Source organism: Synechococcus sp. R65.1 (assembly GCF_047461755.1).
Taxonomy (GTDB): domain Bacteria; phylum Cyanobacteriota; class Cyanobacteriia; order Thermostichales; family Thermostichaceae; genus Thermostichus.
In genome coordinates, this window is sequence record NZ_JANSHU010000001.1 from 21,617 (window position 1) to 42,048 (window position 20,432).

Annotated in this window: 23 protein-coding genes; 7 read left to right on the forward strand and 16 right to left on the reverse strand. The window is 58.4% G+C overall.

Features of this window, described 5'->3' with window-relative positions; translation table 11 throughout:
- Positions 1 to 80 precede the first annotated feature (80 nt).
- From NW814_RS00135 to NW814_RS00155, 5 genes are all read right to left on the reverse strand, one after another.
- The gene (locus tag NW814_RS00135; protein WP_414404723.1) at positions 81 to 218 is read right to left on the reverse strand and encodes a hypothetical protein; all 138 of its coding nucleotides are present in this window, start codon (positions 216 to 218) and stop codon (positions 81 to 83) included.
- 2 nt (positions 219 to 220) lie between these two features.
- Positions 221 to 412, reverse strand: a complete 192-nt coding sequence (locus NW814_RS00140) for a hypothetical protein (protein ID WP_414404724.1) — start codon at positions 410 to 412, stop codon at positions 221 to 223.
- 304 nt (positions 413 to 716) lie between these two features.
- Positions 717 to 1,169: a hypothetical protein gene (locus tag NW814_RS00145; RefSeq protein ID WP_414404725.1), complete on the reverse strand. Its 453-nt coding sequence runs from the start codon at positions 1,167 to 1,169 to the stop codon at positions 717 to 719.
- Positions 1,170 to 1,227: 58 nt separating this feature from the next.
- A complete protein-coding gene (locus NW814_RS00150) occupies positions 1,228 to 2,514 on the reverse strand; it encodes a hypothetical protein (protein WP_414404726.1) in 1,287 nt (428 codons plus the stop codon).
- Entirely contained in the window at positions 2,511 to 3,950 is a 1,440-nt protein-coding gene (locus NW814_RS00155; protein WP_414404727.1) for an NAD(P)/FAD-dependent oxidoreductase, read from the reverse strand. Before NW814_RS00155 ends, NW814_RS00150 begins: the two co-directional genes overlap by 4 nt.
- A 95-nt stretch (positions 3,951 to 4,045) precedes the next feature.
- On the opposite strand from NW814_RS00155, the gene gshA reads away from it, so the two are divergent.
- A complete protein-coding gene (gene gshA / locus NW814_RS00160) occupies positions 4,046 to 5,182 on the forward strand; it encodes a glutamate--cysteine ligase (RefSeq protein WP_414404728.1) in 1,137 nt (378 codons plus the stop codon).
- Between the two features lie 50 nt (positions 5,183 to 5,232).
- Here the strand turns inward: gshA and NW814_RS00165 are convergent, their stop codons facing one another.
- Positions 5,233 to 5,583: a phenylpyruvate tautomerase MIF-related protein gene (locus NW814_RS00165; protein WP_414404729.1), complete on the reverse strand. Its 351-nt coding sequence runs from the start codon at positions 5,581 to 5,583 to the stop codon at positions 5,233 to 5,235.
- Between the two features lie 156 nt (positions 5,584 to 5,739).
- On the opposite strand from NW814_RS00165, the gene NW814_RS00170 reads away from it, so the two are divergent.
- Positions 5,740 to 6,117, forward strand: coding sequence for a RidA family protein (locus NW814_RS00170; RefSeq protein ID WP_414404730.1), 378 nt, complete (start codon positions 5,740 to 5,742; stop codon positions 6,115 to 6,117).
- Between the two features lie 5 nt (positions 6,118 to 6,122).
- Here the strand turns inward: NW814_RS00170 and yidD are convergent, their stop codons facing one another.
- On the reverse strand, positions 6,123 to 6,401 hold the full coding sequence (gene yidD / locus NW814_RS00175) for a membrane protein insertion efficiency factor YidD (RefSeq protein ID WP_414404731.1): 279 nt from the start codon (positions 6,399 to 6,401) through the stop codon (positions 6,123 to 6,125).
- A 56-nt stretch (positions 6,402 to 6,457) separates the two neighbouring features.
- Positions 6,458 to 7,492, reverse strand: a complete 1,035-nt coding sequence (locus tag NW814_RS00180; RefSeq protein ID WP_414395074.1) for an adenosine deaminase — start codon at positions 7,490 to 7,492, stop codon at positions 6,458 to 6,460.
- Positions 7,493 to 7,824: 332 nt separating this feature from the next.
- On the opposite strand from NW814_RS00180, the gene NW814_RS00185 reads away from it, so the two are divergent.
- Positions 7,825 to 9,417: an NAD(P)H-quinone oxidoreductase subunit 4 gene (locus tag NW814_RS00185; RefSeq protein WP_414404945.1), complete on the forward strand. Its 1,593-nt coding sequence runs from the start codon at positions 7,825 to 7,827 to the stop codon at positions 9,415 to 9,417.
- 24 nt (positions 9,418 to 9,441) lie between these two features.
- On the opposite strand, the gene NW814_RS00190 is transcribed toward NW814_RS00185, so the two are convergent.
- Positions 9,442 to 10,005 carry a Uma2 family endonuclease gene (locus NW814_RS00190; RefSeq protein ID WP_414404732.1) on the reverse strand — a complete coding sequence of 188 codons (564 nt, stop codon included), beginning with the start codon at positions 10,003 to 10,005 and terminating at the stop codon, positions 9,442 to 9,444.
- Between the two features lie 43 nt (positions 10,006 to 10,048).
- Positions 10,049 to 10,789, reverse strand: a complete 741-nt coding sequence (locus NW814_RS00195; protein WP_414404733.1) for a rhomboid family intramembrane serine protease — start codon at positions 10,787 to 10,789, stop codon at positions 10,049 to 10,051.
- Positions 10,790 to 10,947: 158 nt separating this feature from the next.
- Here NW814_RS00195 and NW814_RS00200 point away from each other — a divergent pair, with 158 nt between their 5' ends.
- Positions 10,948 to 11,622, forward strand: a complete 675-nt coding sequence (locus NW814_RS00200; protein WP_414404734.1) for a response regulator transcription factor — start codon at positions 10,948 to 10,950, stop codon at positions 11,620 to 11,622.
- A gap of 4 nt (positions 11,623 to 11,626) precedes the next feature.
- On the opposite strand, the gene NW814_RS00205 is transcribed toward NW814_RS00200, so the two are convergent.
- The 5 genes from NW814_RS00205 to NW814_RS00225 are packed head-to-tail and all read right to left on the reverse strand — an operon-like array spanning position 11,627 to position 15,543.
- Complete coding sequence (locus NW814_RS00205; protein WP_414404735.1) at positions 11,627 to 12,814, reverse strand: GNAT family N-acetyltransferase; 1,188 nt, start codon at positions 12,812 to 12,814, stop codon at positions 11,627 to 11,629.
- A 26-nt stretch (positions 12,815 to 12,840) separates the two neighbouring features.
- On the reverse strand, positions 12,841 to 13,488 hold the full coding sequence (locus tag NW814_RS00210; protein WP_414395084.1) for an LON peptidase substrate-binding domain-containing protein: 648 nt from the start codon (positions 13,486 to 13,488) through the stop codon (positions 12,841 to 12,843).
- Positions 13,489 to 13,541: 53 nt separating this feature from the next.
- Positions 13,542 to 14,069 (reverse strand): crossover junction endodeoxyribonuclease RuvC, encoded by a 528-nt coding sequence (gene ruvC / locus NW814_RS00215; RefSeq protein ID WP_414404736.1) that lies wholly within the window; start codon positions 14,067 to 14,069, stop codon positions 13,542 to 13,544.
- Positions 14,026 to 14,595, reverse strand: a complete 570-nt coding sequence (gene pgsA, locus NW814_RS00220) for a CDP-diacylglycerol--glycerol-3-phosphate 3-phosphatidyltransferase (protein ID WP_414404737.1) — start codon at positions 14,593 to 14,595, stop codon at positions 14,026 to 14,028. The genes ruvC and pgsA overlap by 44 nt, the downstream gene beginning before the upstream one ends.
- Before the next feature lie 15 nt (positions 14,596 to 14,610).
- Positions 14,611 to 15,543 (reverse strand): nucleoside hydrolase, encoded by a 933-nt coding sequence (locus tag NW814_RS00225; protein WP_414395089.1) that lies wholly within the window; start codon positions 15,541 to 15,543, stop codon positions 14,611 to 14,613.
- Positions 15,544 to 15,722: 179 nt separating this feature from the next.
- Here NW814_RS00225 and NW814_RS00230 point away from each other — a divergent pair, with 179 nt between their 5' ends.
- Genes NW814_RS00230 through kaiC form a run of 3 tightly spaced genes read left to right on the forward strand, consistent with a single transcriptional unit; the run spans position 15,723 to position 18,519 of the window.
- Complete coding sequence (locus tag NW814_RS00230) at positions 15,723 to 16,610, forward strand: circadian clock protein KaiA (RefSeq protein ID WP_414404738.1); 888 nt, start codon at positions 15,723 to 15,725, stop codon at positions 16,608 to 16,610.
- 2 nt (positions 16,611 to 16,612) lie between these two features.
- Entirely contained in the window at positions 16,613 to 16,915 is a 303-nt protein-coding gene (kaiB, locus tag NW814_RS00235; protein WP_414395092.1) for a circadian clock protein KaiB, read from the forward strand.
- A gap of 14 nt (positions 16,916 to 16,929) precedes the next feature.
- The gene (gene kaiC, locus NW814_RS00240; protein ID WP_414404739.1) at positions 16,930 to 18,519 is read left to right on the forward strand and encodes a circadian clock protein KaiC; all 1,590 of its coding nucleotides are present in this window, start codon (positions 16,930 to 16,932) and stop codon (positions 18,517 to 18,519) included.
- A 23-nt stretch (positions 18,520 to 18,542) separates the two neighbouring features.
- Here kaiC and glmS read toward each other — a convergent pair whose 3' ends face one another.
- A complete protein-coding gene (glmS, locus tag NW814_RS00245) occupies positions 18,543 to 20,390 on the reverse strand; it encodes a glutamine--fructose-6-phosphate transaminase (isomerizing) (RefSeq protein ID WP_414404740.1) in 1,848 nt (615 codons plus the stop codon).
- Positions 20,391 to 20,432: the final 42 nt, after the last annotated feature.

Genomic DNA, 20,432 nt, shown 5'->3' on the forward strand with positions numbered 1-20,432 from the left:
CCTGGGAGTGGATCCCTATCTTCAGTCTCGCCTGGTCCGGCCAGCTTTGGAGAAGGGGGTCAGCGGGACTACAGGTCGCCCTAGGTCACTCCTTTCACCGGGCTCAGGGCTTCCAGAATGAGAGCCGCATCCACTTCCTCCAGAAAGCGCTGGGCCGCCGATTGGCTGTTTCCGACTGATGGTAGCTGCGAGGCGATGGCCTCTGTCAAATCCGCCACAGCTAGAGACGCAGATGGCGACGCCTTTCCCCCAGCGGCTGGAGCTGCGGAAACTCCTCCAGGATAGGAGCGGCGGCCTGGACATGGGAAGCCTCGACCAGAGCTGGCAGGTGGCTAGCGGCCCAGTCGGCATGGATTAGCAGCCCAAGGGTAGAGATCCCTTCTGGGCCATAGCGAGCCAAAGGATCCAGCAAAGCCGACTTCGCCAAAGGTCAGGGAGCTGTGTAGCCCAGGTGGGTAGCTAGGATCGGCACTTTGCTAGCCTGCAACAGGAACTCCACCCAGCCGGGGCGGCCACGTAGCGGGTTTGCCGCAGCAGCAACAGCAGCAAGTCCTCTTGAGGATTGGCTGCGGGGTCTCGAGCGGGCAAGACCTGGATGGAACACTCCCTTCCCTCTTGCCTAGCCGACCGGCGACAGACCTGAGAAATGGCTAGATCCACAAGGGCTGAAACTGAGGATCCCGTAGGCGCAGGGGCTGGCCACGATCCCAAGCCTCTCAAGGCCGCCGCAGCAGCAGGATTGCCGTCACCATCAACAGCGTTAACAACAGGCAAAGAATCAGGAACCCACTGAGCAACTGGGTTTGGCTGGGGAAGAGCACCGCGCCGAAAAACCCCACGGCCAAAATAACCCCCAAGCTGAGGGTAAGGCCCAAGAGCATGGATCCCTGGAGGGTATTTTCCCGCCGCAGCACCCATTGCTGGCCGTTCCAGAACCAGATCTTGCGGTAGGGATAGGAAACAGCCAACTGCTCAATGTGCAGGCGGTCGGGGGTAATGGCGAAGATATGCTGGCAACGGCTGCACCCGAAGGCCTCAGTTAGGGTGATCAGGCGCAGCTGGCCTTGCTGGTAACACGGGCAGGGGTAGATCTTGGTGGGCTCGATGGGCTGAGCCACCCGCAGGGACGATTTCCGCCGAGGACACTTGCGGAGAGAAGAAAACGCCACAGCTCTCAGTTGGTGAGAAGTCGGGATCCCTCACATCTTAATCCCTAGCCAGGTTGATTCAAGCTACCCAGAGATGGTGGGCATAGCGCCAAGTGAGGATTTGGTTGAGGGCGAAAAAGATGAAAGCCAAAAGCACATACCCCAGCTTTAGGGTATTGCCAAGATAGGGCCGGATCCGTTCGGGGATGAAGCTAAAATCGGTGTACTTAGCCCAATGCACCAACGCCAATACCTGCACGATGTGAACCGGTAGGCAGTAGCGAATCATGCTTCGCTGGCCCAGGGGACTCATGCCGGCTACAGCAATGTAGAACATGGCCCAGGCGGCTAGGTGAAACCCCAGTCGCTCTTGCCAGCACCGGCTCTTGCCCACCAGGACACTCAACCCATCCAGCAAGCCTGTAACAACTAGGGATCCCAGCGTAACAGACACAAACAGTTGGCTAAGAGCATCAGACCACAGCCCAGCATCCTTCACAGGTGCAGAAGGAGAGAGCAAGACTTGCCATCGCTCAGGGGAAAGGACATAGGTAGAAGCCTGGAAAAGGGCTTGGTAATTGGCCTGCACGCCGGTAAAGTAGCGCTGCATTTCGATGTAGAGATCCCAACGGCCAAAGCGGAGCTGACAGTAGAGGAAAAAACTCAGCCCGCCCAACAAGGCCAAAACAGCGGCGCCGGCTGTCCAAAACCAACGGCGGGATCCCTCCCCCAGGCGCAGCAGAGGAAGCAACGCCACCGGCAGGCCCACAATGCGAGTGGCACTCATCGCCAAGCCGTGGGCCCCAGCCAAAAGTGCCGCCCGGAGAGAGTTCAAGTCCATTGACCAGTAGAAAAAACCTAGCAGGCTGGCTACGAACAGAGACTCGCTGTAACCTACTACCAAGTAGAAGCTACTAGGATAAACCAAGATTATTAGACTTGCCAAAACCTGCCAAAGAGTGGGGATCTGCCAGCGGCGGTAAAACAGGAAAAGGTAAATCCACATCAGCCAGCAAAAGAGCTGGGCAGTAAGATAAAGCCCCAGCTCCGGCTCAACTCCTAACAGGCGGCTCGTGATGGCCACCGCCAGAGGATAGCCCGGAAAGAAAGCCACATTGCTCTGCTCGTAGGCGATCTTGTCAAAGCCCACAAACTGATAGCCCCGCCGCACAATGCTCAGGTACCAGTAGCTATCGCGCTGGGTTAAACCCTTGAAGATAGAAGCATAGTCATCCCCCTTGCTCCAGAGGGAGATCAAGAAGATCTCCAGCCCTGTCAAGGCTAAGCTTGGCAGCAAAACCTGGATAGAGAAAGGGGCAAGACGCTGCCAGCTTTGCCGCAAAAGAGGGCCAAGCGAGAAGCTCATCGTCGGACCTTCGCGGGTGCGGGTGGCACTTTGATCTCTTCTTGGTAATCGCTGTCGGAGTTCACCTGCCAGAGATCGTGGCTGCCGGGGCGGAGAACGTTTTCGGCCGCCAATAGGCCCATCAGCAGGCTGTGATCCTGGTTGTTGTACTTAAACGAGCCATAGCGGCCCACCAGTTGCAAGTTTTCAAACTGGCCGAGGTACCTTCGCAAGATGGCCAAGTCTTCTTTGTAGCTGCCGGTGTAGATAGGATAGGTGCGGGGTAGGCGCACCACAAAGCCGCCAGAGATCTTCTGGCCTTGCAGCAGGCCAATTTGGCGTAGCTCCCTCTCGGCCAAAGCCAGCAATTGCTCCTCGGGAGCTTGCCACAAGGGATCCCCAAAGTTGCACCAATACTCACAGCACAAGGGGGTTTGTTCTCGGTTGGGGAGCATAGCCGGCGACCAATTGGCGAAGTTGGTTACCCGACCGACCTGCACTGTTGGGTCGTTGATATACAGCCAGTTATCGGGGAAAAGCTGGGATCCCTCCACAATCAGATAAACCAAAACGGTGTTGCGAAACTTGAGGTTGCGGGCTGCCTGCAGTACCTCTGGAGGAGGCAACTCCTGTAGGCTCTGCACCAAAACTGTCAGAGGGATCGAGGAGATGACGTGGGAGGGGGAGACCCATGTTTCACTTCCATCCTGAAGATTGCGCAATTGCAGCTTGACAATCCGGGATCCCTCATGCCTAAGGGCAATGACCTCTGTATTTAGCCAAACTTTTTGACCTTCGGCCAGCAAAAACTCCTGCATTTTTTCGTAGAGCTGGCCGGATCCCAGCCGAGGAAACTGAAACTGATCGATTAGAGATTTCACCAAACCTCGATTCCACCCCAGTGCTTTTCGTATGGCCTCTCCAAGACTGAGACCTTTGATGCGCTGGGCAGCCCAATCAGCACTGATCTCGGTGCAAGGGATCCCCCAAAGCTTTTCTGTATAGCCTTCAAAGAAAATCTGAAAGAGTCGAGCGCCAAATTTGCCCTTGACCCAATCGGCAAAGTTGCGGGGAGCTGGCCGCGGAATGAGTTGTGCCCAAAGATAGGAAAGGACAATGGGCAGGCTTTCCCACCACCCCACTTTGCGCAGGACTTCCCAAGCTTGAATGGGGTACTGAAAATATTGCTTGCGGTAGTAGATGCGGGTAAGCCGCCGGACAGTTACTTGTTCGGATCCCAAAACCTGGTTCCACAACTCCAGCACCGCTGGGATCTTGGTAAAAAACCGGTGCGGGCCATAGTCGAGAATGAACCCCTGGTAGCGAATGCTTTTGGCCAAGCCCCCGACTCCCTCTTCTCGTTCCACTACCACCACGGGGAAGCCCAGCTGGGTCAAGCGGTAGGCAGCCGCCATGCCCGCCGGCCCTGCCCCCAGGATATAGATGGGATCCCGCATCTGGCCTTGCGCTCGCCTTCAAGCCTTGCCGACATTGTAGTACCTGCGAAACCCTGGGAAAATGGGCAGAGGAGGCTGCGGCTGGAGGCTGGCCTGTGCTGTTGACCAAGGGCTTTGAGGTAGAAATGTACACCGGCACCGCCGCCGGGGAAGTGGTGGGGCTGTCGGATCGCATCTGCCGGGCCTTGCCGGGGTTCATGCGAGAACCGGATCGGCGCAACGTGGAGTACATCACCCCGCCCCTTCGCCGCTACGAAGATCTGCTCTGTGCCCTTCTTCGGCCCCGCCTGCAACTGCGGCAGTTTTTGCGCCGCCTGGGCCCTTACACCCTCTTGCCGGGGAGCACCCTGGCTTTGGGCGGCAGTGACCACTTTGAGCGCTCGGATCCGGGCAACCCCTACCACGACTACATCGAGCGCACCTATGGCACGCGGGTGGTAACTGCCAGCATCCACATCAATGTTGGCCTGCCGGATAGCGAGGCCATTTTCCTCGCCTGTCGTCTGCTGCGGGCGGAAGCCCCTCTTTACTTGGCCCTGAGCGCTTCTTCCCCTTTCCTAGACGGCCAAGTAACGGGCTATCATTCCAGCCGTTGGCAGGTGTTTCCCAAAACGCCAGCTCAGGTGCCCTTCTTCCGGGATCACGCCCATTACATCGCCTGGATGCAGGAGCAACTGGCCCTGGGCACAATGCAGAATGTGCGCCACCTCTGGGCTTCTGTGCGGCCTAATGGTCCAGAGCGGCCCTACCATCTCAACCGGGTGGAGCTGCGCATCTGCGACCTGGTGGCGGATCCAGTGATGGTCCTGGCCATTGCTGCCTTGGTGGAGGCCCGCCTCTGGCAATTGCTATCCCAGCCGGAGGTTCTGGATCCTTTGCAGGGGCCCTTTACCCCAGCGGAGCTGGAGAGCCTTTGCGAGGCTAACGAGCAAGCTGCCGCCCGCGAGTCCCTGCAAGCTCGGCTGATCGATTGGCGCACCGGCCGCGAACGCTCAGCCCAGGAGTGGATTGAAGAGCTGCTGACCGAAGCCTGGCGCATTGGCCAACCCCAGGGCCTGGGCTGCTTCTTGGCTCCCCTGCAAACTCTGCTCCAACGGGGCAACGAGGCCCAGCGCTGGCTGCAGCAGGTCAGCCAGGGATCCACCCCTGCCCAGGTGTACCAACAGGCCATCCAAGAGCTAGAGGACCAGGATCGAGAAAGACAAAAAACCCTCTGCCAGCTTGTTGGTTAGGTTCTTGCCAACGGCAGCCGTCCCTCGTTTCAGTTTTCTTGGGCGGCATTTCATCCAAAGGTTGTGCCATTCCATCCCCAGAGGTAGCCCTTGGCCTCAGTGAACTCGATGAAAATCCTCTTCTTCGGGATCCCCAAAGCTGCCTCGATGGCGTTGCAAAAAAACTCACTCATGGCCCGGGTTTGCTCGGCGGAAAATTGACCCACGCTTTTGATTTCCACGTAGCAGCAGGGATCCGCACTGCCGCCAAAGGTCATTGGGATCCCTCCTTCAAAGGCGGTCATCACGTAGGCTTCCGGCTTGCTCACCTGTTTGGCCAGAGCGGCAGAGAGCGACTTGAGCAGCTCCTCCACAGCGGCAGGTTCAGGCTGCAGCGGCGTTTGCAACTTGATTAAGGGCATAGGTGCTTCTTTTGGCCGACGAGTAGATCTTGCCATTGCCGGCTCGTTTTTTCCGGGATCCACCTGTGGTAGGTTAGCTGCAGAGTTCCGCCAATCCCCATGGAGCAGAGGAAGCCGGTCAGTTCTGAGCCTCAAGCCGGGGCAGGTCCCCGGGAGGTGCGAACCGAGGCTGCTCCTGCCCCTGTAGGTCCTTACAGCCAGGGCGTTGTCGCTTCCGGGCCTTTCCTGTTTACTGCTGGCCAGTTGGGCTTGGATCCCAAAACCGGCAGGTTGGTGGGAGAAGATGTTGCCTCGCAAACTCGACAGGCGCTGCTAAACCTAAAGGCGGTGCTGGAAGCGGGGGGAACGTGCCTAGCCAATGTGGTAAAAACCACGGTCTTTTTGGCGGATATGAAAGACTTTGCCGCCATGAACGAGGTTTATCGAGAGTTCTTCGCCACCGAGCCCGCACCAGCCCGCTCCTGTATCCAGGTGGCCTGTCTGCCCCTCAATGCTTTGGTGGAAATCGAGGCGGTAGCCTGCTACCGAGATTGAAGCGTTCAGTTGCGGCTGGGGCGACAGTTTTCGTCGGCTGCAGATCCCGGCAAGTCAGGCACTGGATCGTAGCCCCCTGGGTGCCAAGGATGGCAGCGGCAGAGACGGCGGATCCCTAGCCAACCCCCTCGGATGGCCCCATAGCGCCGCACCGCTTCCAGCATGTATTGGGAGCAAGTGGGGTAGTAGCGGCAGGCAGGCGGTAGCAGAGGGGAAATGGCCACCTGGTAGCCTCGGATCAGGGCGATGAGGCTGCGGGTCAAGAGATCCGATTGTTCCCGCATGGGCAAACCCTTACCTAACGGCGGCGTCAAACCTTAGCTTACAGGCTACCTAGGTTCTACAAAGCCACTAAGGAAGCCGATGCCGACCGCTGGAGCTCCGACAACAGCAGAGCTGGGTATTCTTTGTAAGGCCAGGCAAAAGCGTGGCGAAAAGCCGCCTCCTGACACCGCTTAAGCTGATCGAAATCGATGATGTCGTGGGTCAGTAGGTTCTCGTACTCAAACGGCAGACGCACATTGTGCAAGCCGGCGTTGTCGGTGCAGATGGCGATATCCACCCCCGCCTCAAAGCAGCGGTCAAAGACCAGTTTAAGGGGCTCCAAGCTGGGCAGCGTACCTGTCTTCAGGTAAGTGGTAGGACAGACCTCCAGGCATTGGCCCCGCCGCGCCAGCTCTGGCAGCAGCTCTGGGTAGTGGAGAGGGATCTGAATGCCATGACCAATCCGCAAGACATAGGGCAACAGCTCTGGATAACAGCCATCCAGCGTCTCATAGAGGTGGGCAGTAGTTTTGAGGCCACGGGCCAGGGCATACTTGAAGAGCTCAATCCACTCGTCCATCCGCTCGCCGTAGGCCTTATCTCCTCCGGCCAGGTCGATGCCACTGACATACTCCGACTCAGCAGCCGCCTCGACCATGGCGCGGTTGATGTGGCTGGGCAGGCGGGAGTGCAAACACACGATCTGGGTGGTGATGATGGGATATTCTCGCTGCTGGCAGGCCTGCCCCACTATCTCAATGACTTGCCGCATCTGCTTGAGGCGATCGGCCTCGTCCAGCTTAGGATCCGTGCGTAGGTAGGGGGTGTAGCGAATTTCCAGATAGGCCAGGTCTTCAAAGACATAGGCCCCCCGGATCAGGCGATAGACGAAATAGGGTAAGCTCTCTAGAGTCTGCACCTGCTCCACCAGGGTGTGCAGCTCTAGGTACTCTTCCAGGGTGTTGCGGGGGCGGGTGTAGAACTCCTCAAACTCGGCGTAGTCGGGAAAGCGTTCTGCTAGGGGAGATCCGTGGCGATGCAGGTAGCGCCACAAAATCCTAGGAACAACCGAACCGCCTAGGTGGCGGTGCAACTCCGCATGCAGTGCCATACCTTAAAGCTTCGCCTGGAGCCACCCCTGGAGCAGACTTGGCTTGGTTGTTAAGTACTGTTTCTGCCTATTGTTATCCAGCAGCAGTGGCCTTGTCCAGGCCCAATTGTGCAGGGTTGGCTAACCAGGGATCAGGCAGTGAGGCTTGGGAGGGGCACCGGTTGGAGCATCCCCGGCGACGAAGAGCGAAGGAGCCTTGAGTAAGATAGTCCTGGAGGTTTACTGAGCCGAGATACTGATGAAGGGCTGTTGGCTGTAGCCGACAGCAATCTTCCTGGAAGGGTGTGGCACGAACTTAGCGTAACGAGGTTATCTTCATGGCGCTGCCCAGCTTGCACGAGTTTCCCTGGCTGACCACGGTCATTGTCTATCCGGTGGTGGCCGCCCTCTTCATTCCGGTGATCCCGGCGCCGGCGGGGGATCCCACCACCCGGGCCTATGCCCAAAAGTTGGCGGAGCGGATCCGCTGGTTTGCCCTGTTTGTTGCGGTTACTGACCTGCTCATCCTGCTGGCTGGATTCTATGTGGGCTACGACCCCAGTCAGACGGGCTTACAACTGCTGGAGCGCTACACCTGGGTGCCCCAGGTGGGCTTGAGTTGGTCAGTTGGGGCTGATGGCCTTTCCATGCCGCTGATCCTGCTCACGGCCTTTGTAACCACCCTCGCCATCTTGGCCGCTTGGCCGGTTACCCTTAAGCCGCGCTTGTTTTACTTTCTCATGTTGGCTATGTACGGCGGCCAGATTGGGGTGTTCGCCGTGCAGGACATGCTGCTGTTTTTCCTGATGTGGGAGCTGGAGCTGATCCCGGTGTATTTGCTCCTCTCCATCTGGGGGGGACCTAACCGCCTCTATGCGGCTACCAAGTTCATTCTCTACACCGCCCTCAGCTCCTTGTTTATCCTGGTGGCGGGCTTGGCTATGGCCTTCTACGGGGATCCCGTCAGCTTTGACATGACGGATTTGGCTAGCAAAAGCTATCCACTGAACTTCCAGTTGCTGCTCTACGGAGCTTTCCTCATTGCCTATGGGGTGAAGTTGCCCATTTTCCCCTTGCACACCTGGCTGCCCGATGCCCACGGCGAAGCCACGGCACCCGTTCACATGTTGCTGGCCGGGATCCTGCTCAAGATGGGGGGCTATGCCCTGATGCGCATGAACGCGGGCATGCTGCCGGATGCCCACCTTTACTTTGCACCCGTCTTGATCGTGCTGGGGGTGGTGAACATCATCTTTGCTGCCCTCACTTCCTTTGCCCAGCGCAACTTGAAGCGGAAGATCGCTTACTCCTCCATCAGCCACATGGGCTTCGTCCTCATCGGCATCGGATCCCTAACGGAGATCGGCATGAGTGGCGCCATGCTGCAGATGATCTCCCACGGGCTCATTGGGGCCAGCCTCTTCTTCTTGGTGGGGGCCACCTACGACCGAACTCATACCCTGGAGCTGGAAGAAATGGGCGGCGTCGGCCTAAAGATGCCCAAGATTTTCTCGATGTTCACCGCCTGCTCGTTGGCCTCTCTGGCGCTGCCCGGCATGAGCGGCTTTGTGGCTGAGCTGATGGTCTTTGTCGGCATGGCTACCAGCGATGCCTACTCCCTTCCCTTCCGGCTGGTGGTGGTTTTCCTAGCCGCCGTTGGAGTGATCCTGACCCCCATCTACCTGCTGTCGATGCTGCGCCAGATCTTCTTTGGCCCGGAAAACCAAGAGCTCACCGAACACGAAGAATTGGTGGATGCCGAGCCGCGAGAGGTGTTCATCATCGCCTGTCTGCTCATCCCTGTCATCGGCATTGGGCTTTACCCCAAGCTGGTAACTAGCCTCTACGACCAGTCCACGAATGCCTTGGTGGCCCTGCTGCGGCAGGAACTGCCCCAGGCCAGTGGGACAGTTGCCCAAGCTCCTGCTCTCTCCAACAGCCGTTGAAGGAGGTAGCTGCCTTTTGCCGGCTTAAACCCGCAGCCAGCCAAACAATGTCTCGATGCTCAGTTGGATCCCTTGGGCAAAGGCGGGAACGGGGATAACCTCTTGGGGATCCTCATGCACTGTCGGCTGTTGCCCGGCAGGGTAGACAAAAACAACCCTTTCTTCGGGAGCTACGATCCACCCCATTTGGCAGCCGTGGGCCAAGCCGATCAAGATTTTTTTGACCAGCTTCACTTGGTTTTGATCGGGAGAGAGAATCTCGATCACCCAATCTGGGCAGAAAGGTATGAGGTTTTGAATAGTGCCGTCTTCATCCACAGGAATCCGCTCCCAGACGATCACAGAAATGTCGGGCACAATTGCATATCCGGCGAAGGTGCAGCGTAGCTCTGGAAAGGCCATCCCTAGTTGAGGAGGCTCCAACAGCTCGTTGATGAAGCTGCCCAGTTTTAGTTGGAGACGGCTATGTTTTGCTTGTGGCATCGGTTTTTGGGTAATTTCTCCTTCCATGAACTCGCTAGGAGGCTCAGTTTCCGGCTGCTGTAGAAACTCCTCCAGAGTTAAAGACTTGGCAGGTAGACTGACCATGCTTTTTTCCTCGCAAGTTGCCTTTGGAATCTGACAGTCAGAGCTACAGATCTAAGTCTGGGTAGTGCTGCTGCTGGCGGTCATAGGGGCTTTTGCCAGCAAACAGCCCCATCAAGGGCCCCAAGATGAGGCCAAACACAAAACCTCCGGCATGGGCCCAGTAGGCGATCCCTCCCCCCTCCATGCCAATATTGATAGGAGTCTGCAGGCTAGCAATGCCATAAAATGCCTGTTGCACAAACCAAAAGCCCAAAAACACCCAGGCAGGAACATAGACGGTTGTGGTAAAAAGGCCCAGGGGCACCAAAGTCAGGATCTCAGCCTGGGGAAACCGCAGGATGTAGGCTCCCAACACCCCCGCAATAGCCCCACTTGCCCCCAGCGAAGGGATGGCGGACTCCATATCGAAAAACCATTGGGTTAGGGCGGCCAAGGCTCCACAAGTTAGGTAAAAAATGAGGTAGCGCACATGGCCCAGGCGATCCTCGACGTTGTTGCCGAAGACCCACAAAAAGAGCATGTTGCCGCCGAGATGCAAAAAGCCCCCATGCAAAAATTGTGAGGTGAATAGAGTTACCCATTCGGGGCGCAGCGAAGAGGTGATCTCGCCTCGGAAGCTGGCCGTTAGTTCCGCTGGCACCACTGCCCACTCTCGGAAAAAGGCCACCAGTTCTTGCGGGGATAGGGTAAGCTCATACACAAAAACCAGGATGTTGATGAGGACCAGGGCATAGGTAACATAGGCCGGGCGGGTAGTGGGGTTGCGATCTTGGAGGGGTACCACGGTTAGAATCCGGTTGACATCACCCTCTAGCCTAGCTCGATAGGTCTTTCCCGACCCAGCTTGAGGCTACACTAGGGTAGCTTGCTGGTAGGATCCCTAGACTGCAGGGGTGTGCTCGCTGTCCCTCACAGCTGACAGTGGATTTGAGGAGAGGATTGATGTCTGAGGTTGAGAGCCGAACTGCCCCGCTTAAGTTTTTGGTGGTCGAGGATCATCCCGAGGTCGCCCAAAACAATTGCGAGTGGCTACAGCGGATTGCAGCCGATGCCCAGTGCATTGCTGTTTCCAATCCGATGGACGCCATCCGGCGGTTGCAGCGGGAGCAGCCAGACCTGGTGGTGGCCGACTTGCTCTACGGTCAAACCACTGGCGAGCAGTCTGCCGAGCCGGGCCTAGAGTTGTTGCGCCATATTTTTGAGAACTACCCCACCCTGAACGTGATGGTTTATTCCAGCGAGCCCCTGCTGCTAACTCCCCTGGTGGGCCTAATCAGCAAGCACCAGGGCGGATTTGCCGCCGTCAACAAAATGGAGCGGCGCAGCGTCTTCCTGGAAGGGGCCAAAAGTGCTCTCAACGGGGAATTGCGCATGCCGCGAGAGTTGCGCGGCCTAACGAAGTTGACGGAGCGGGAAATTGAAGTCTTAAACTTACTCTGCAAGGAGGCCCTTACTGACCAGGCCATTGCTGACCGCATCCACACGAGCAAAAAGACCGTACAAAACTGTATTCAAAGACTCAAAGAAAAGCTTGATATCTTTGGGTCGGAAGATGAGATCAATGCTCGCGTTGCCATGTGCATGGCAGCAGTCCAGAGAAAGCTCATCCAGTGGTAGTTGTTTAGCCTCGAGTGAGGGTAGACAAAGAAGGCAGAATGTCTTCTCGAAAGGGAACCTCGTTCTGATTGACTCTCTCCAGCTCGGCCAACACGAGGGGATTGACGCGGTTTAAATAGGGCACCAAAACCTGCCCTAGCCGTGGACGATAGAAGCGGTGGTAGCTATACACTGGCGTGGCTGGGAATCCCCGTCGGATCTTATGGGATCCCCCGGCTCCGGGATCGAAGTTGCGGATTCCCTCCCGGATGGCTAGGGCAATGGGCTCGTAGTAGCACACGTTAAAGTGCAAGAACTTCACCTCTTCCCGGCAGCCCCAGTAGCGCCCAAAGAGGCGATCCCCTTTGCGGACACAAAAAGACATTCCTATCACTTCTGAATCTCGCTCTCCGGCTACTAGCACCAGTCGCTGCCGGTAGTTGGGATAGAGGGATTCAAAAAAGCGGCGGTTAAGGTATTTGCTCCAGTTCCAAAACTGAGCGCAGGTGTTGCTGTAGAAGTCGTACATGAGAGAAAGTAGACGCGGCGTGATTTCCTCACCGGTGTAGACCTTGAGTTCTATGCCGCTTTTTTCCATGGCGGCCCGCTCTCGCTTGATATTGCGCCGCTGGTTGGCGTTGAACTGGCTCAAAAAGTCTTCGTAAGAGCGGTAGCCAGGATTGTGCCACTGGTAGTTGTGGGTAATTCGGGGGGTGAATCCGTCGGCTTCTAGCTGGGATCGCCACTCCAAATCCACATAGAGCAGGCTGAACACGGAAATATCGTTCTCTTGGCAGAAGCGATCGATGGCGGCCAACATCAAGGGCCACACCTCTGCCTCTGAGTAGTCGGGGTGGACAAGAGGGCGATAGCCGGTGGCCGGCGTAAAGGGAGCCATGCCAATCAGCTTAGGGTAGTAGCGTTCCCCCAGTCGGGCGGCCACAGCAGCCCACTCCTGGTCGAAGACAAATTCTCCCTGGCTGTGGCTTTTCAAATACAAGGGAGCCGCCGCAATCAGCTGCCCCCCCGCCTCCACAAGCAGGTGACAAGGCAGCCAACCCGTGTTGCGGCCGGCACAGCCGGAAGCCTCTAAGCTGTATAGCCACTCGTATTCCAAAAAGGGAGAGGTGCGCTCCGCTTGCAGAGCGTGCCAACTAGAGGCAGGGATCTGGCGGATATCGTGACACCAGCGCACTTGCAAGCCCGTTGACATTGACCTGCTCTGCTTTTTGGGCAACTTCAAGAACTCTTGGAAAAGAGATCCTTGAGGGCAGTGCGGGCAGCCAAGTGCTTGCAGGCGGACTCGAGGATCTCGGCTTCCCGCCGCAGCCGAGCTTCAGTGCTGACCATTTCCAATAGCGCCTGCTGATCGCGAGGGGCTCCATGGAAGTGGCTAGCAACCCAGTAGGATAGCTCTACAGGGTCGGTGGGCAACGAGTCTGGCAGTGCCGCCTCCCGTTCCATCAGCTTGCTGGAGAGGCGCACCACCTCTTGGAGCAGAGTAGAAACCTGAGCGACCAAGTCTTGAAGATCGCCCTGGGGGGGCTCGTCCTCAATCCACTCCACCAGCCCAATCCGGAAAGGCTTTTCCCGCACGTAGTCCAGCACGCGGAAGCGCTGCCGTCCCACGGTCATAATATCCATGCGGTCGTCCGGCAGCCTTTGCACCTGCACCACCTCTGCACAGCAGCCCACTTGGACAGGGGATCCCTTTTGGGGATCGAACATCAGCACCCCAAAGCGCCGATCCGTCTCCAGGATGGTGTTGAGCATCATGCGATAGCGGTACTCAAAAATGTGCAGCGGCAGGGGACGGCCTGGAAACAACACCACCTCTGGCAAGGGAAATAGGGGCAGCTCGCAAACATCCACAGAAGAGGAAGGCATAAGGCTTTTGTATTTTGCGCTCCTGAGTCTAGTTTAGCGATCCCGAAAAAGCCCTAGGCAAAGCGGTGGTGCCAGAGGGTGATGGCAAGGGCTAGGGCATCGGCAGCGTCGTCGGGACGGGGTAAGCAGGGCAGGTTGAGCTCGCGGGCCACGGCAGCCTGTACGGCCTGTTTGTCGGCGCGGCCATAGCCTGTTAGGCTTTGCTTCACCTGGGCGGGGGTAAACTCCACCGGCACTAGCTGATGCTGGGCCAAGACGAGCAAAATCACCCCCCGCGCCTGGGCAATGGGGATGGTGTTGCTCATCTTGTAGAAAAAGAGCTTTTCCAGGGCCACCTGCTGAGGCTGCAGCTGCCGCAGGAGCTCCCTCAAATCCTCGTAGAGAATCTGCAGCCGTTCGTGGATGGGCTGCTCCCCGGGCGTGCTGATGATGCCGTAGTCCAGAGACTGGAGACCATCGGATCTGGCCAGAATGCAGCCAAAGCCCACCGTCCCCAAGCCGGGGTCGAGGCCGAGGATGCGCTGCTCGGGAAGGTTGTCAGGCCAGGGAGTCTTTTGCGGGGGAAGAGGTTGCGGCGGCATGGTTGCTGCGCAAGTAGATTAGCCCCGAAATCAGGGTAAGGGCCACCGCCACCCAAAAACAGGGGATCCCACCCGGCCAATTGAGGATTAGCAGGGCGATGGCTAGGATTTGAATCACCGTCTTGGCTTTGCCCCAGAAATTGGCGCTGTGAACCTGACTTTGGTTGGCCCGCCAGCCAGCGATGGCTAGCTCTCGCCCCACCAACAGGAAAGCCCCCCAGGCCGGGATCCGCCCCAGCTCCACCAGGCCCAGCAGCGGCGCCAGCACCAGCAGCTTATCCACCAAGGGATCCAAGACCTTGCCGAGGTCGGTGACCAGCCCATAGCGGCGGGCCAGGTGGCCATCCAGCCAATCGGTTGCCGCTGCCCCTAGAAACGCCCAGAGGGCCAGTCTTTCCCCCTCTGGGGATCTCAGGCTCAGTCCCCCCAGGATGAAGGGGATCCCTACTAGGCGCAGCAGGGTAAAAGCCGTGGGCAGGTTTAGCCACGCCGGTTTGCCAAGGGGAGCTGGGGGGGTCTGGCTCATTGTTTTCCTCTTTAGCTAGCGATAGCGGCCCAAGCGCTCAGTGAGCAGGCGGTAGAACCCTTCTGCATCCACCCCAAAGGCCACCTGCACGTTGGCCGGGCGGCCGCTGAGGCCCCAGCGATCCACCACCGTCCGGCCCAGGTTGAGCGGGCTGACGGTATCCACCTCTACATAGCAGGGTTTGAGCTCAAACAACTGCGGCTGCAGGAGGTAAGCAATGACACAGGGATCGTGCAAGGGCCCTCCCGGTAGGCCGTAGCGCCGGACATCAAACTTGCCGTAGAAGGTAAGCATGTCGGCCACCGTTTGCCCAACGCGAGTGCCCAGAGCGCGGATGCGCTCGATCCGCTCTGGGGTGCTGAGGACTTGTCCGGTAACATTTAGGCCGAGCATGACGACTTCGGGGATCCCGGCACTGAGGACAATCTGGGCGGCGTGGGGATCAGTGAGGATGTTGAACTCGGCAGCCGGCGTGACATTGCCCTCAAAAGCGGATCCTCCCATAAACACCAGCCGCCCGATGCGCTCCACAATCTGGGGCTGCTGCACTAGGGCCACCGCCAGGTTGGTCATCGGGCCCAACAACGCCAAGGTTACGGGCTGCTGCGCCCCCCTAAGGGTCTCCATGAGAAACTGCACCGCGTGCTGGGATCCCAGCGGCATCTGCGGCTCCGGCAAATTGGCCCCGTCGATCCCGCTTTTGCCATGCACCTCCTCCGCGGTTTCCAAGGGGCGCAACAGCGGGCGGGGACAGCCGGCATAAACTCCCACCTGCGGGCGGCCGGCCAACTCGCAGATCTGCCGGGCGTTGCGGCTAGTCTTCTCCAAAGAGACGTTGCCGGCTACCGTGGTAATGCCCAGCACCTCTAGCTCAGGCGAGGCCAGCGCCAGCAGCAGGGCTACAGCGTCGTCTTGGCCAGGGTCACAGTCGATAATCAAAGGCAGCATGGGGCACCCCCCGTGTAGGCTTCTTGAGCGCGAGGCAGATTCCAGGCCGTTTAGGAAGATTTAAGATTAGAGACAGTTCTTATCGTTATATCCTGTTGGAGACCAGCGCCTATCCGCTGCACGTTTGCTTTTTGCTCGCCTGGGAGCCGGCTGGAGGAAAGCAGCTGGCGCTAGAGGTTTTGCTGCCGCCAGACCGTTTTGTAACTGAGGTTTTCCAGGATCCCCAGACTCTCCTGGAAGCCCTGCAACAGGAAGAAAGCCATCCAGACTGCCTGGTGCTCTTGGTAGCCTTGGAGCGGCTACCCACGCTGGAGGCGCTAGGCCAACAGCTCTGCAAGCAGGGGCTGCTGTTGCCAGCCGTGGTGGCTATGGTTGCAGAGGCGGCAGAGCTCCAACCAGAAAAAGCTGCCAGCCCCCCCGCTGAGCCTCCCCTTTCTCCAGAGGCCAGAGCTTTGCTGAAGCGAGAGCAATTTTTCTACCACAACGCTACCCTGGTTCGCCTTGTCTCGCCCCAAGAGCTGCTTTGCCCCCCGACCCCGACTTCCCCTTCCACCTTGGAGCTGCTTGTTAGTCGGGCCATTGCCTTCTTTCTCCAGGTTTCTCCCATCTGCAGCTTGCCCCCAGCCCTCCCCCACCCTGAGGATAGTTACCGGCAACAGCAGCGGCTGGCAGAAAAGCTGCGGGAGCGGCTGGGCTATGCCGGGGTGTACTACCATCGGGATCCAGCCCTGTTTTATCGCCACCTGCCCCCCGAGGAGCAACAGGCCCTCATGCGGCGGCTGCGCAATCTTTACCAGGCCATTGTCTTGGACTATTTCCAATCTCCTGAGACGGTCAATGCCCGCATTGACGAGCTGGTGGCGCTTGCCTTTTTTGCCGACATCAGTGCTGCCCAACTCTTGGAGCTGCACATGAACCTGATGGAGGATTTTGCCAAACAACTGAAGCTGGAGGGTCGCAGCGAAGAGATCCTGCTGGATTACCGCCTCACCCTCATCGACGTGATGGCTCACCTCAGTGAAATGTACCGCCGCTCCCTTCCCCAACCTGCTCTAAGGGATCCCTAGCCATGTCCAGTCGCAAAGCCTATGTCCTCAAGCTCTATGTGGCGGGCAATACGCCCAGTTCTCTGCGCGCCCTCAACACCTTGCAAGAGATCCTGGAAAAGGAGTTCGGCGGCGTCTACAGCCTGAAGGTAATCGATGTCTTGAAGAGCCCGCAACTGGCAGAGGAGGATAAGATCTTGGCGACACCAACCCTGACCAAAGTTTTGCCGCCGCCGGTACGGAAGATCATTGGCGACTTGTCCAACCGCGAGAAGGTGCTCATCGGCCTAGATCTACTCTGCAAAGAAGCGGACGAAGAGGATTAAGAGGAGAGAGTAGGATGAGCCAGCCATTGGAACCTTCTGGGCCGGAAAACCTGCAGGAGAATACTGCCGAGGAGCTCCTTAGCCGCCGCAACGGCAGCCCAGAGCTGCGCGGGATCCCCAAGAAGCAAACGGGCATCGAAGGTTTTGAAGACATCAGCCACGGCGGCCTGCCCCTGGGGCGCGCCACCCTGGTCAGCGGCACCTCGGGTACGGGCAAGACCCTGTTTGCCTTGCAATTTATCTACAACGGCATCGTCAAGTACCAAGAGCCGGGAATCTTCGTTACCTTTGAGGAAACCCCTGCCGACATTATCCGCAACGCCTCCAGCTTTGGCTGGGATCTGCAGGCCCTCATCGACAAAGGTCAGCTCTTTATCTTGGATGCTTCTCCAGACCCGGAGGGCTACGAGGTCAGCGGCAACTTCGATTTGTCTGGCCTCATCGAACGCATCCAGTACGCCATTCGCAAATACAAGGCCAAGCGGGTTGCCATCGACTCGGTGACCGCCATCTTTCAGCAGTACGACCCTGCCGGCGTGGTGCGGCGGGAGCTCTTCCGCTTGACGGCCCGCCTCAAGCAGGCCAACGTCACCACCGTCATGACCACGGAGCGCACGGACGAGTACGGCCCGATTGCTCGCTACGGGGTGGAGGAATTTGTCTCCGACAACGTGGTAATCCTGCGCAACATCCTGGAAGGAGAGAAACGGCGGCGCACCATCGAGATCTTGAAGCTGCGCGGCACCACCCACATGAAGGGCGAATATCCCTTTACCATCACCCACGAGGGGATCAGCATCTTCCCCTTGGGGGCGATGCAACTTACTCAGCGCTCCTCCAATGTGCGCATCTCTTCTGGAATTGAGAAGCTGGACGAAATGTGTGGCGGTGGCTTCTTCAAGGACTCAATTATCCTGGCCACCGGCGCCACGGGAACTGGCAAGACTTCGCTAGTGAGCAAGTTCCTCGAGCGGGGCTGCCTGAATGGGGAGCGCTGCCTTCTCTTTGCCTATGAAGAGTCGCGGGCGCAGCTTGCCCGCAATGCCTCTTCCTGGGGCATCGACCTAGAGGGGTTTGAACGGCAGGGCCTCCTCAAGATCATCTGCGCCTACCCCGAGTCTGCTGGTCTGGAAGACCATCTGCAGCGGATCAAAGCGGAGATGATGGCCTTCAAACCTTCCCGCATGGCCATTGACTCCCTCTCGGCGCTGGCGCGGGGCGTAAGCCAAGATGCTTTTCGGCAGTTTGTTATTGGTGTAACTAGCCTAGCCAAGCAGGAGGAGATCACTGGCTTTTTCACCAATACTACTGACCAATTCATGGGATCCCACTCCATCACTGAGTCCCACATCTCCACCATTACCGACACAATTATTCTGCTGCAGTACGTGGAGATTCGGGGCGAGATGGCGCGGGCCCTCAACGTCTTTAAGATGCGGGGATCTTGGCACGACAAGGGCATCCGCGAGTACGTCATCTCCAACTCGGGCATTGAAATTCGCGATTCCTTCCGCGGCTACGAGCGGATTATCAGCGGATCCCCGACCCGAATCAGTGTGGACGAGAGAAGTGAGCTTTCCCGAATTGTGCAAAACCTAGATTAGGTGAAAGGTTCACCAAACGCTGCTCATTCAACCGTAACCGACTTGGCCAAGTTACGCGGCTGATCCACGTCGGCTCCCCGGCGGAGGGCCATGGCATAGGCAAACAACTGCAAGGGGATGACGTTCAAAACCGCTGACAGCAGAGGAGTGGTGCTGGGCACCTCGATGACGTGGTCGGCTTTCTCCCGCACCTGGGTATCTTCCGGGTTAATTAGAGCAATGACCCGCCCGCCCCGCGCCCGCACCTGCTCGATGTTGGAGAGCATTTTTTCGTAGACAGGATCGCGGGTGGCAATGCACACCACTGGCATGCGCTCGTCGATGAGAGCAATGGGGCCGTGCTTCATCTCCCCTGCTGGGTAGCCCTCGGCATGGATGTAGCTCACTTCTTTCATCTTTAGCGCCCCCTCTAGAGCAATGGGGGCATTGACCCAGCGGCCCAGGTAGAGCATGTCGGTGACATGGTGGTACTGTTCCGCCAGGTGGTCGTAGAGGGCGGCGTCTTTCAGCAAGAGGCTGATCTTGGCTGGCAGCTCGATCAAAGCTTGCAGGTGGGGTTGGATCTGGGCTGGGCTGAGGATCCCTTTGGCCTGGGCCAGTTGCAGGGCCAGCAGGTACCCTGCCACCAACATGCCGGTAAAGACCTTGGTGGAAGCCACGGCGATCTCCGGCCCGGCGTGGATGTAGATAACCCCCGCATCCGCCAGGCGGGTGGCCTGGGATCCGATGGCGTTGACGATGGCTAGGGTGGGGATCCCTTGGCTACGGGCCTCGCTCATGGCTGCCAGCGTATCCACCGTCTCCCCGGATTGAGTAAGAGCCAAAAGCAGGCTGTGGGGGCGCAGCACCGGCTGGCGGTAGCGAAACTCGGAAGCGTAGTCCACCTGCACCGGGGTGCGGGCCAGGCTCTCAATGAAGTACTTGAGCACCAGGCAGGCGTGCCAGGCAGTGCCGCAGGCCACAGCGTGGATCTGCTCCACCTGGGCCAGTTGCGCTTCTGCCAGGGCCAGCCCCTCCAGGTTCACCCGGCCTGCTTCCAGATCCACCCGCCCCCGCAGCGTCTCGGTGATGGTGCGCGGCTGCTCGTGGATCTCTTTTTGCATGAAGTGCTTGTAGCCGCCCTTGGCCGCCGAGACCGGATCCCAGGCCACTGTAAGGGGGGTTTTGCGCAGCTCCTCGCCGGTAATGCGCTGATAGCGCACGCTGGAGTCGGTGAGGATGGCCATCTCTCCATCTTCCAGGAACACCACCCTGCGGGTGTGGCGGATGATGGCGGGCAGATCCGAGGCCACAAAATTTTCCCCTTCCCCCTCCCCAATCACCACAGCCCCGGCATTGCCCAGGCGGGCGGCAATCAGCCGATCCGGCGCCTCCCGATCCAAAGCCACCACGGCATTTCCCCCCCGCAGCCGTCCCATCACTTTGCCAAAGGCCACCTCAAAGGATCCCAGCTCCTCGACGTAGAGACCGAGCAGTTGGGCAATGACTTCGGTATCGGTTTGGGAGCGAAAGGTAACCCCTCGCCGCAGCAGCTCTTCCTTTAGCTCCAGGTAGTTCTCCACAATGCCGTTTTGAATAACCACGACGCGCCCCTGGACGTCGCAGTGGGGGTGGGCATTTTCTTCGCTAATGCCGCCGTGAGTGGCCCAGCGGGTATGCCCAATCCCCACCCTGGCTGTGGGCATGTTTGTAGTGAGTTTCACCACCAGGTTGTGCAGCTTGCCGGTGGCCCGCACGATCCTCAAGCCTTCTTCTGGATCCACGGTGGCAATGCCTGCGGAGTCATAGCCGCGATACTCCAAGGTGCGTAGGCCCTCCACCAGAATGGGGGCAGCCCACTGAAAGCCCACATAGCCGACAATGCCACACATTCCTCACACCTCAACCCTGGTCGACGGCGCGGCGTCCTATAC

Bases quoted from the DNA above. Each gene is read 5' to 3' on its own strand.
- pgsA (WP_414404737.1), bottom strand. From the start codon at position 14,595: ATGAGCCAGACCCCCCCAGCTCCCCTTGGCAAACCGGCGTGGCTAAAC.
- NW814_RS00225 (WP_414395089.1), bottom strand. From the start codon at position 15,543: ATGCTGCCTTTGATTATCGACTGTGACCCTGGCCAAGACGACGCTGTA.
- NW814_RS00190 (WP_414404732.1), bottom strand. From the start codon at position 10,005: ATGGTCAGTCTACCTGCCAAGTCTTTAACTCTGGAGGAGTTTCTACAG.
- yidD (WP_414404731.1), bottom strand. From the start codon at position 6,401: ATGCGGGAACAATCGGATCTCTTGACCCGCAGCCTCATCGCCCTGATC.
- NW814_RS00205 (WP_414404735.1), bottom strand. From the start codon at position 12,814: ATGTCAACGGGCTTGCAAGTGCGCTGGTGTCACGATATCCGCCAGATC.
- kaiB (WP_414395092.1), top strand. From the start codon at position 16,613: ATGTCCAGTCGCAAAGCCTATGTCCTCAAGCTCTATGTGGCGGGCAAT.
- NW814_RS00155 (WP_414404727.1), bottom strand. From the start codon at position 3,950: ATGCGGGATCCCATCTATATCCTGGGGGCAGGGCCGGCGGGCATGGCG.
- NW814_RS00150 (WP_414404726.1), bottom strand. From the start codon at position 2,514: ATGAGCTTCTCGCTTGGCCCTCTTTTGCGGCAAAGCTGGCAGCGTCTT.
- NW814_RS00180 (WP_414395074.1), bottom strand. From the start codon at position 7,492: ATGGCACTGCATGCGGAGTTGCACCGCCACCTAGGCGGTTCGGTTGTT.
- NW814_RS00200 (WP_414404734.1), top strand. From the start codon at position 10,948: ATGTCTGAGGTTGAGAGCCGAACTGCCCCGCTTAAGTTTTTGGTGGTC.
- ruvC (WP_414404736.1), bottom strand. From the start codon at position 14,069: ATGCCGCCGCAACCTCTTCCCCCGCAAAAGACTCCCTGGCCTGACAAC.
- glmS (WP_414404740.1), bottom strand. From the start codon at position 20,390: ATGTGTGGCATTGTCGGCTATGTGGGCTTTCAGTGGGCTGCCCCCATT.
- NW814_RS00210 (WP_414395084.1), bottom strand. From the start codon at position 13,488: ATGCCTTCCTCTTCTGTGGATGTTTGCGAGCTGCCCCTATTTCCCTTG.
- kaiC (WP_414404739.1), top strand. From the start codon at position 16,930: ATGAGCCAGCCATTGGAACCTTCTGGGCCGGAAAACCTGCAGGAGAAT.
- NW814_RS00165 (WP_414404729.1), bottom strand. From the start codon at position 5,583: ATGCCCTTAATCAAGTTGCAAACGCCGCTGCAGCCTGAACCTGCCGCT.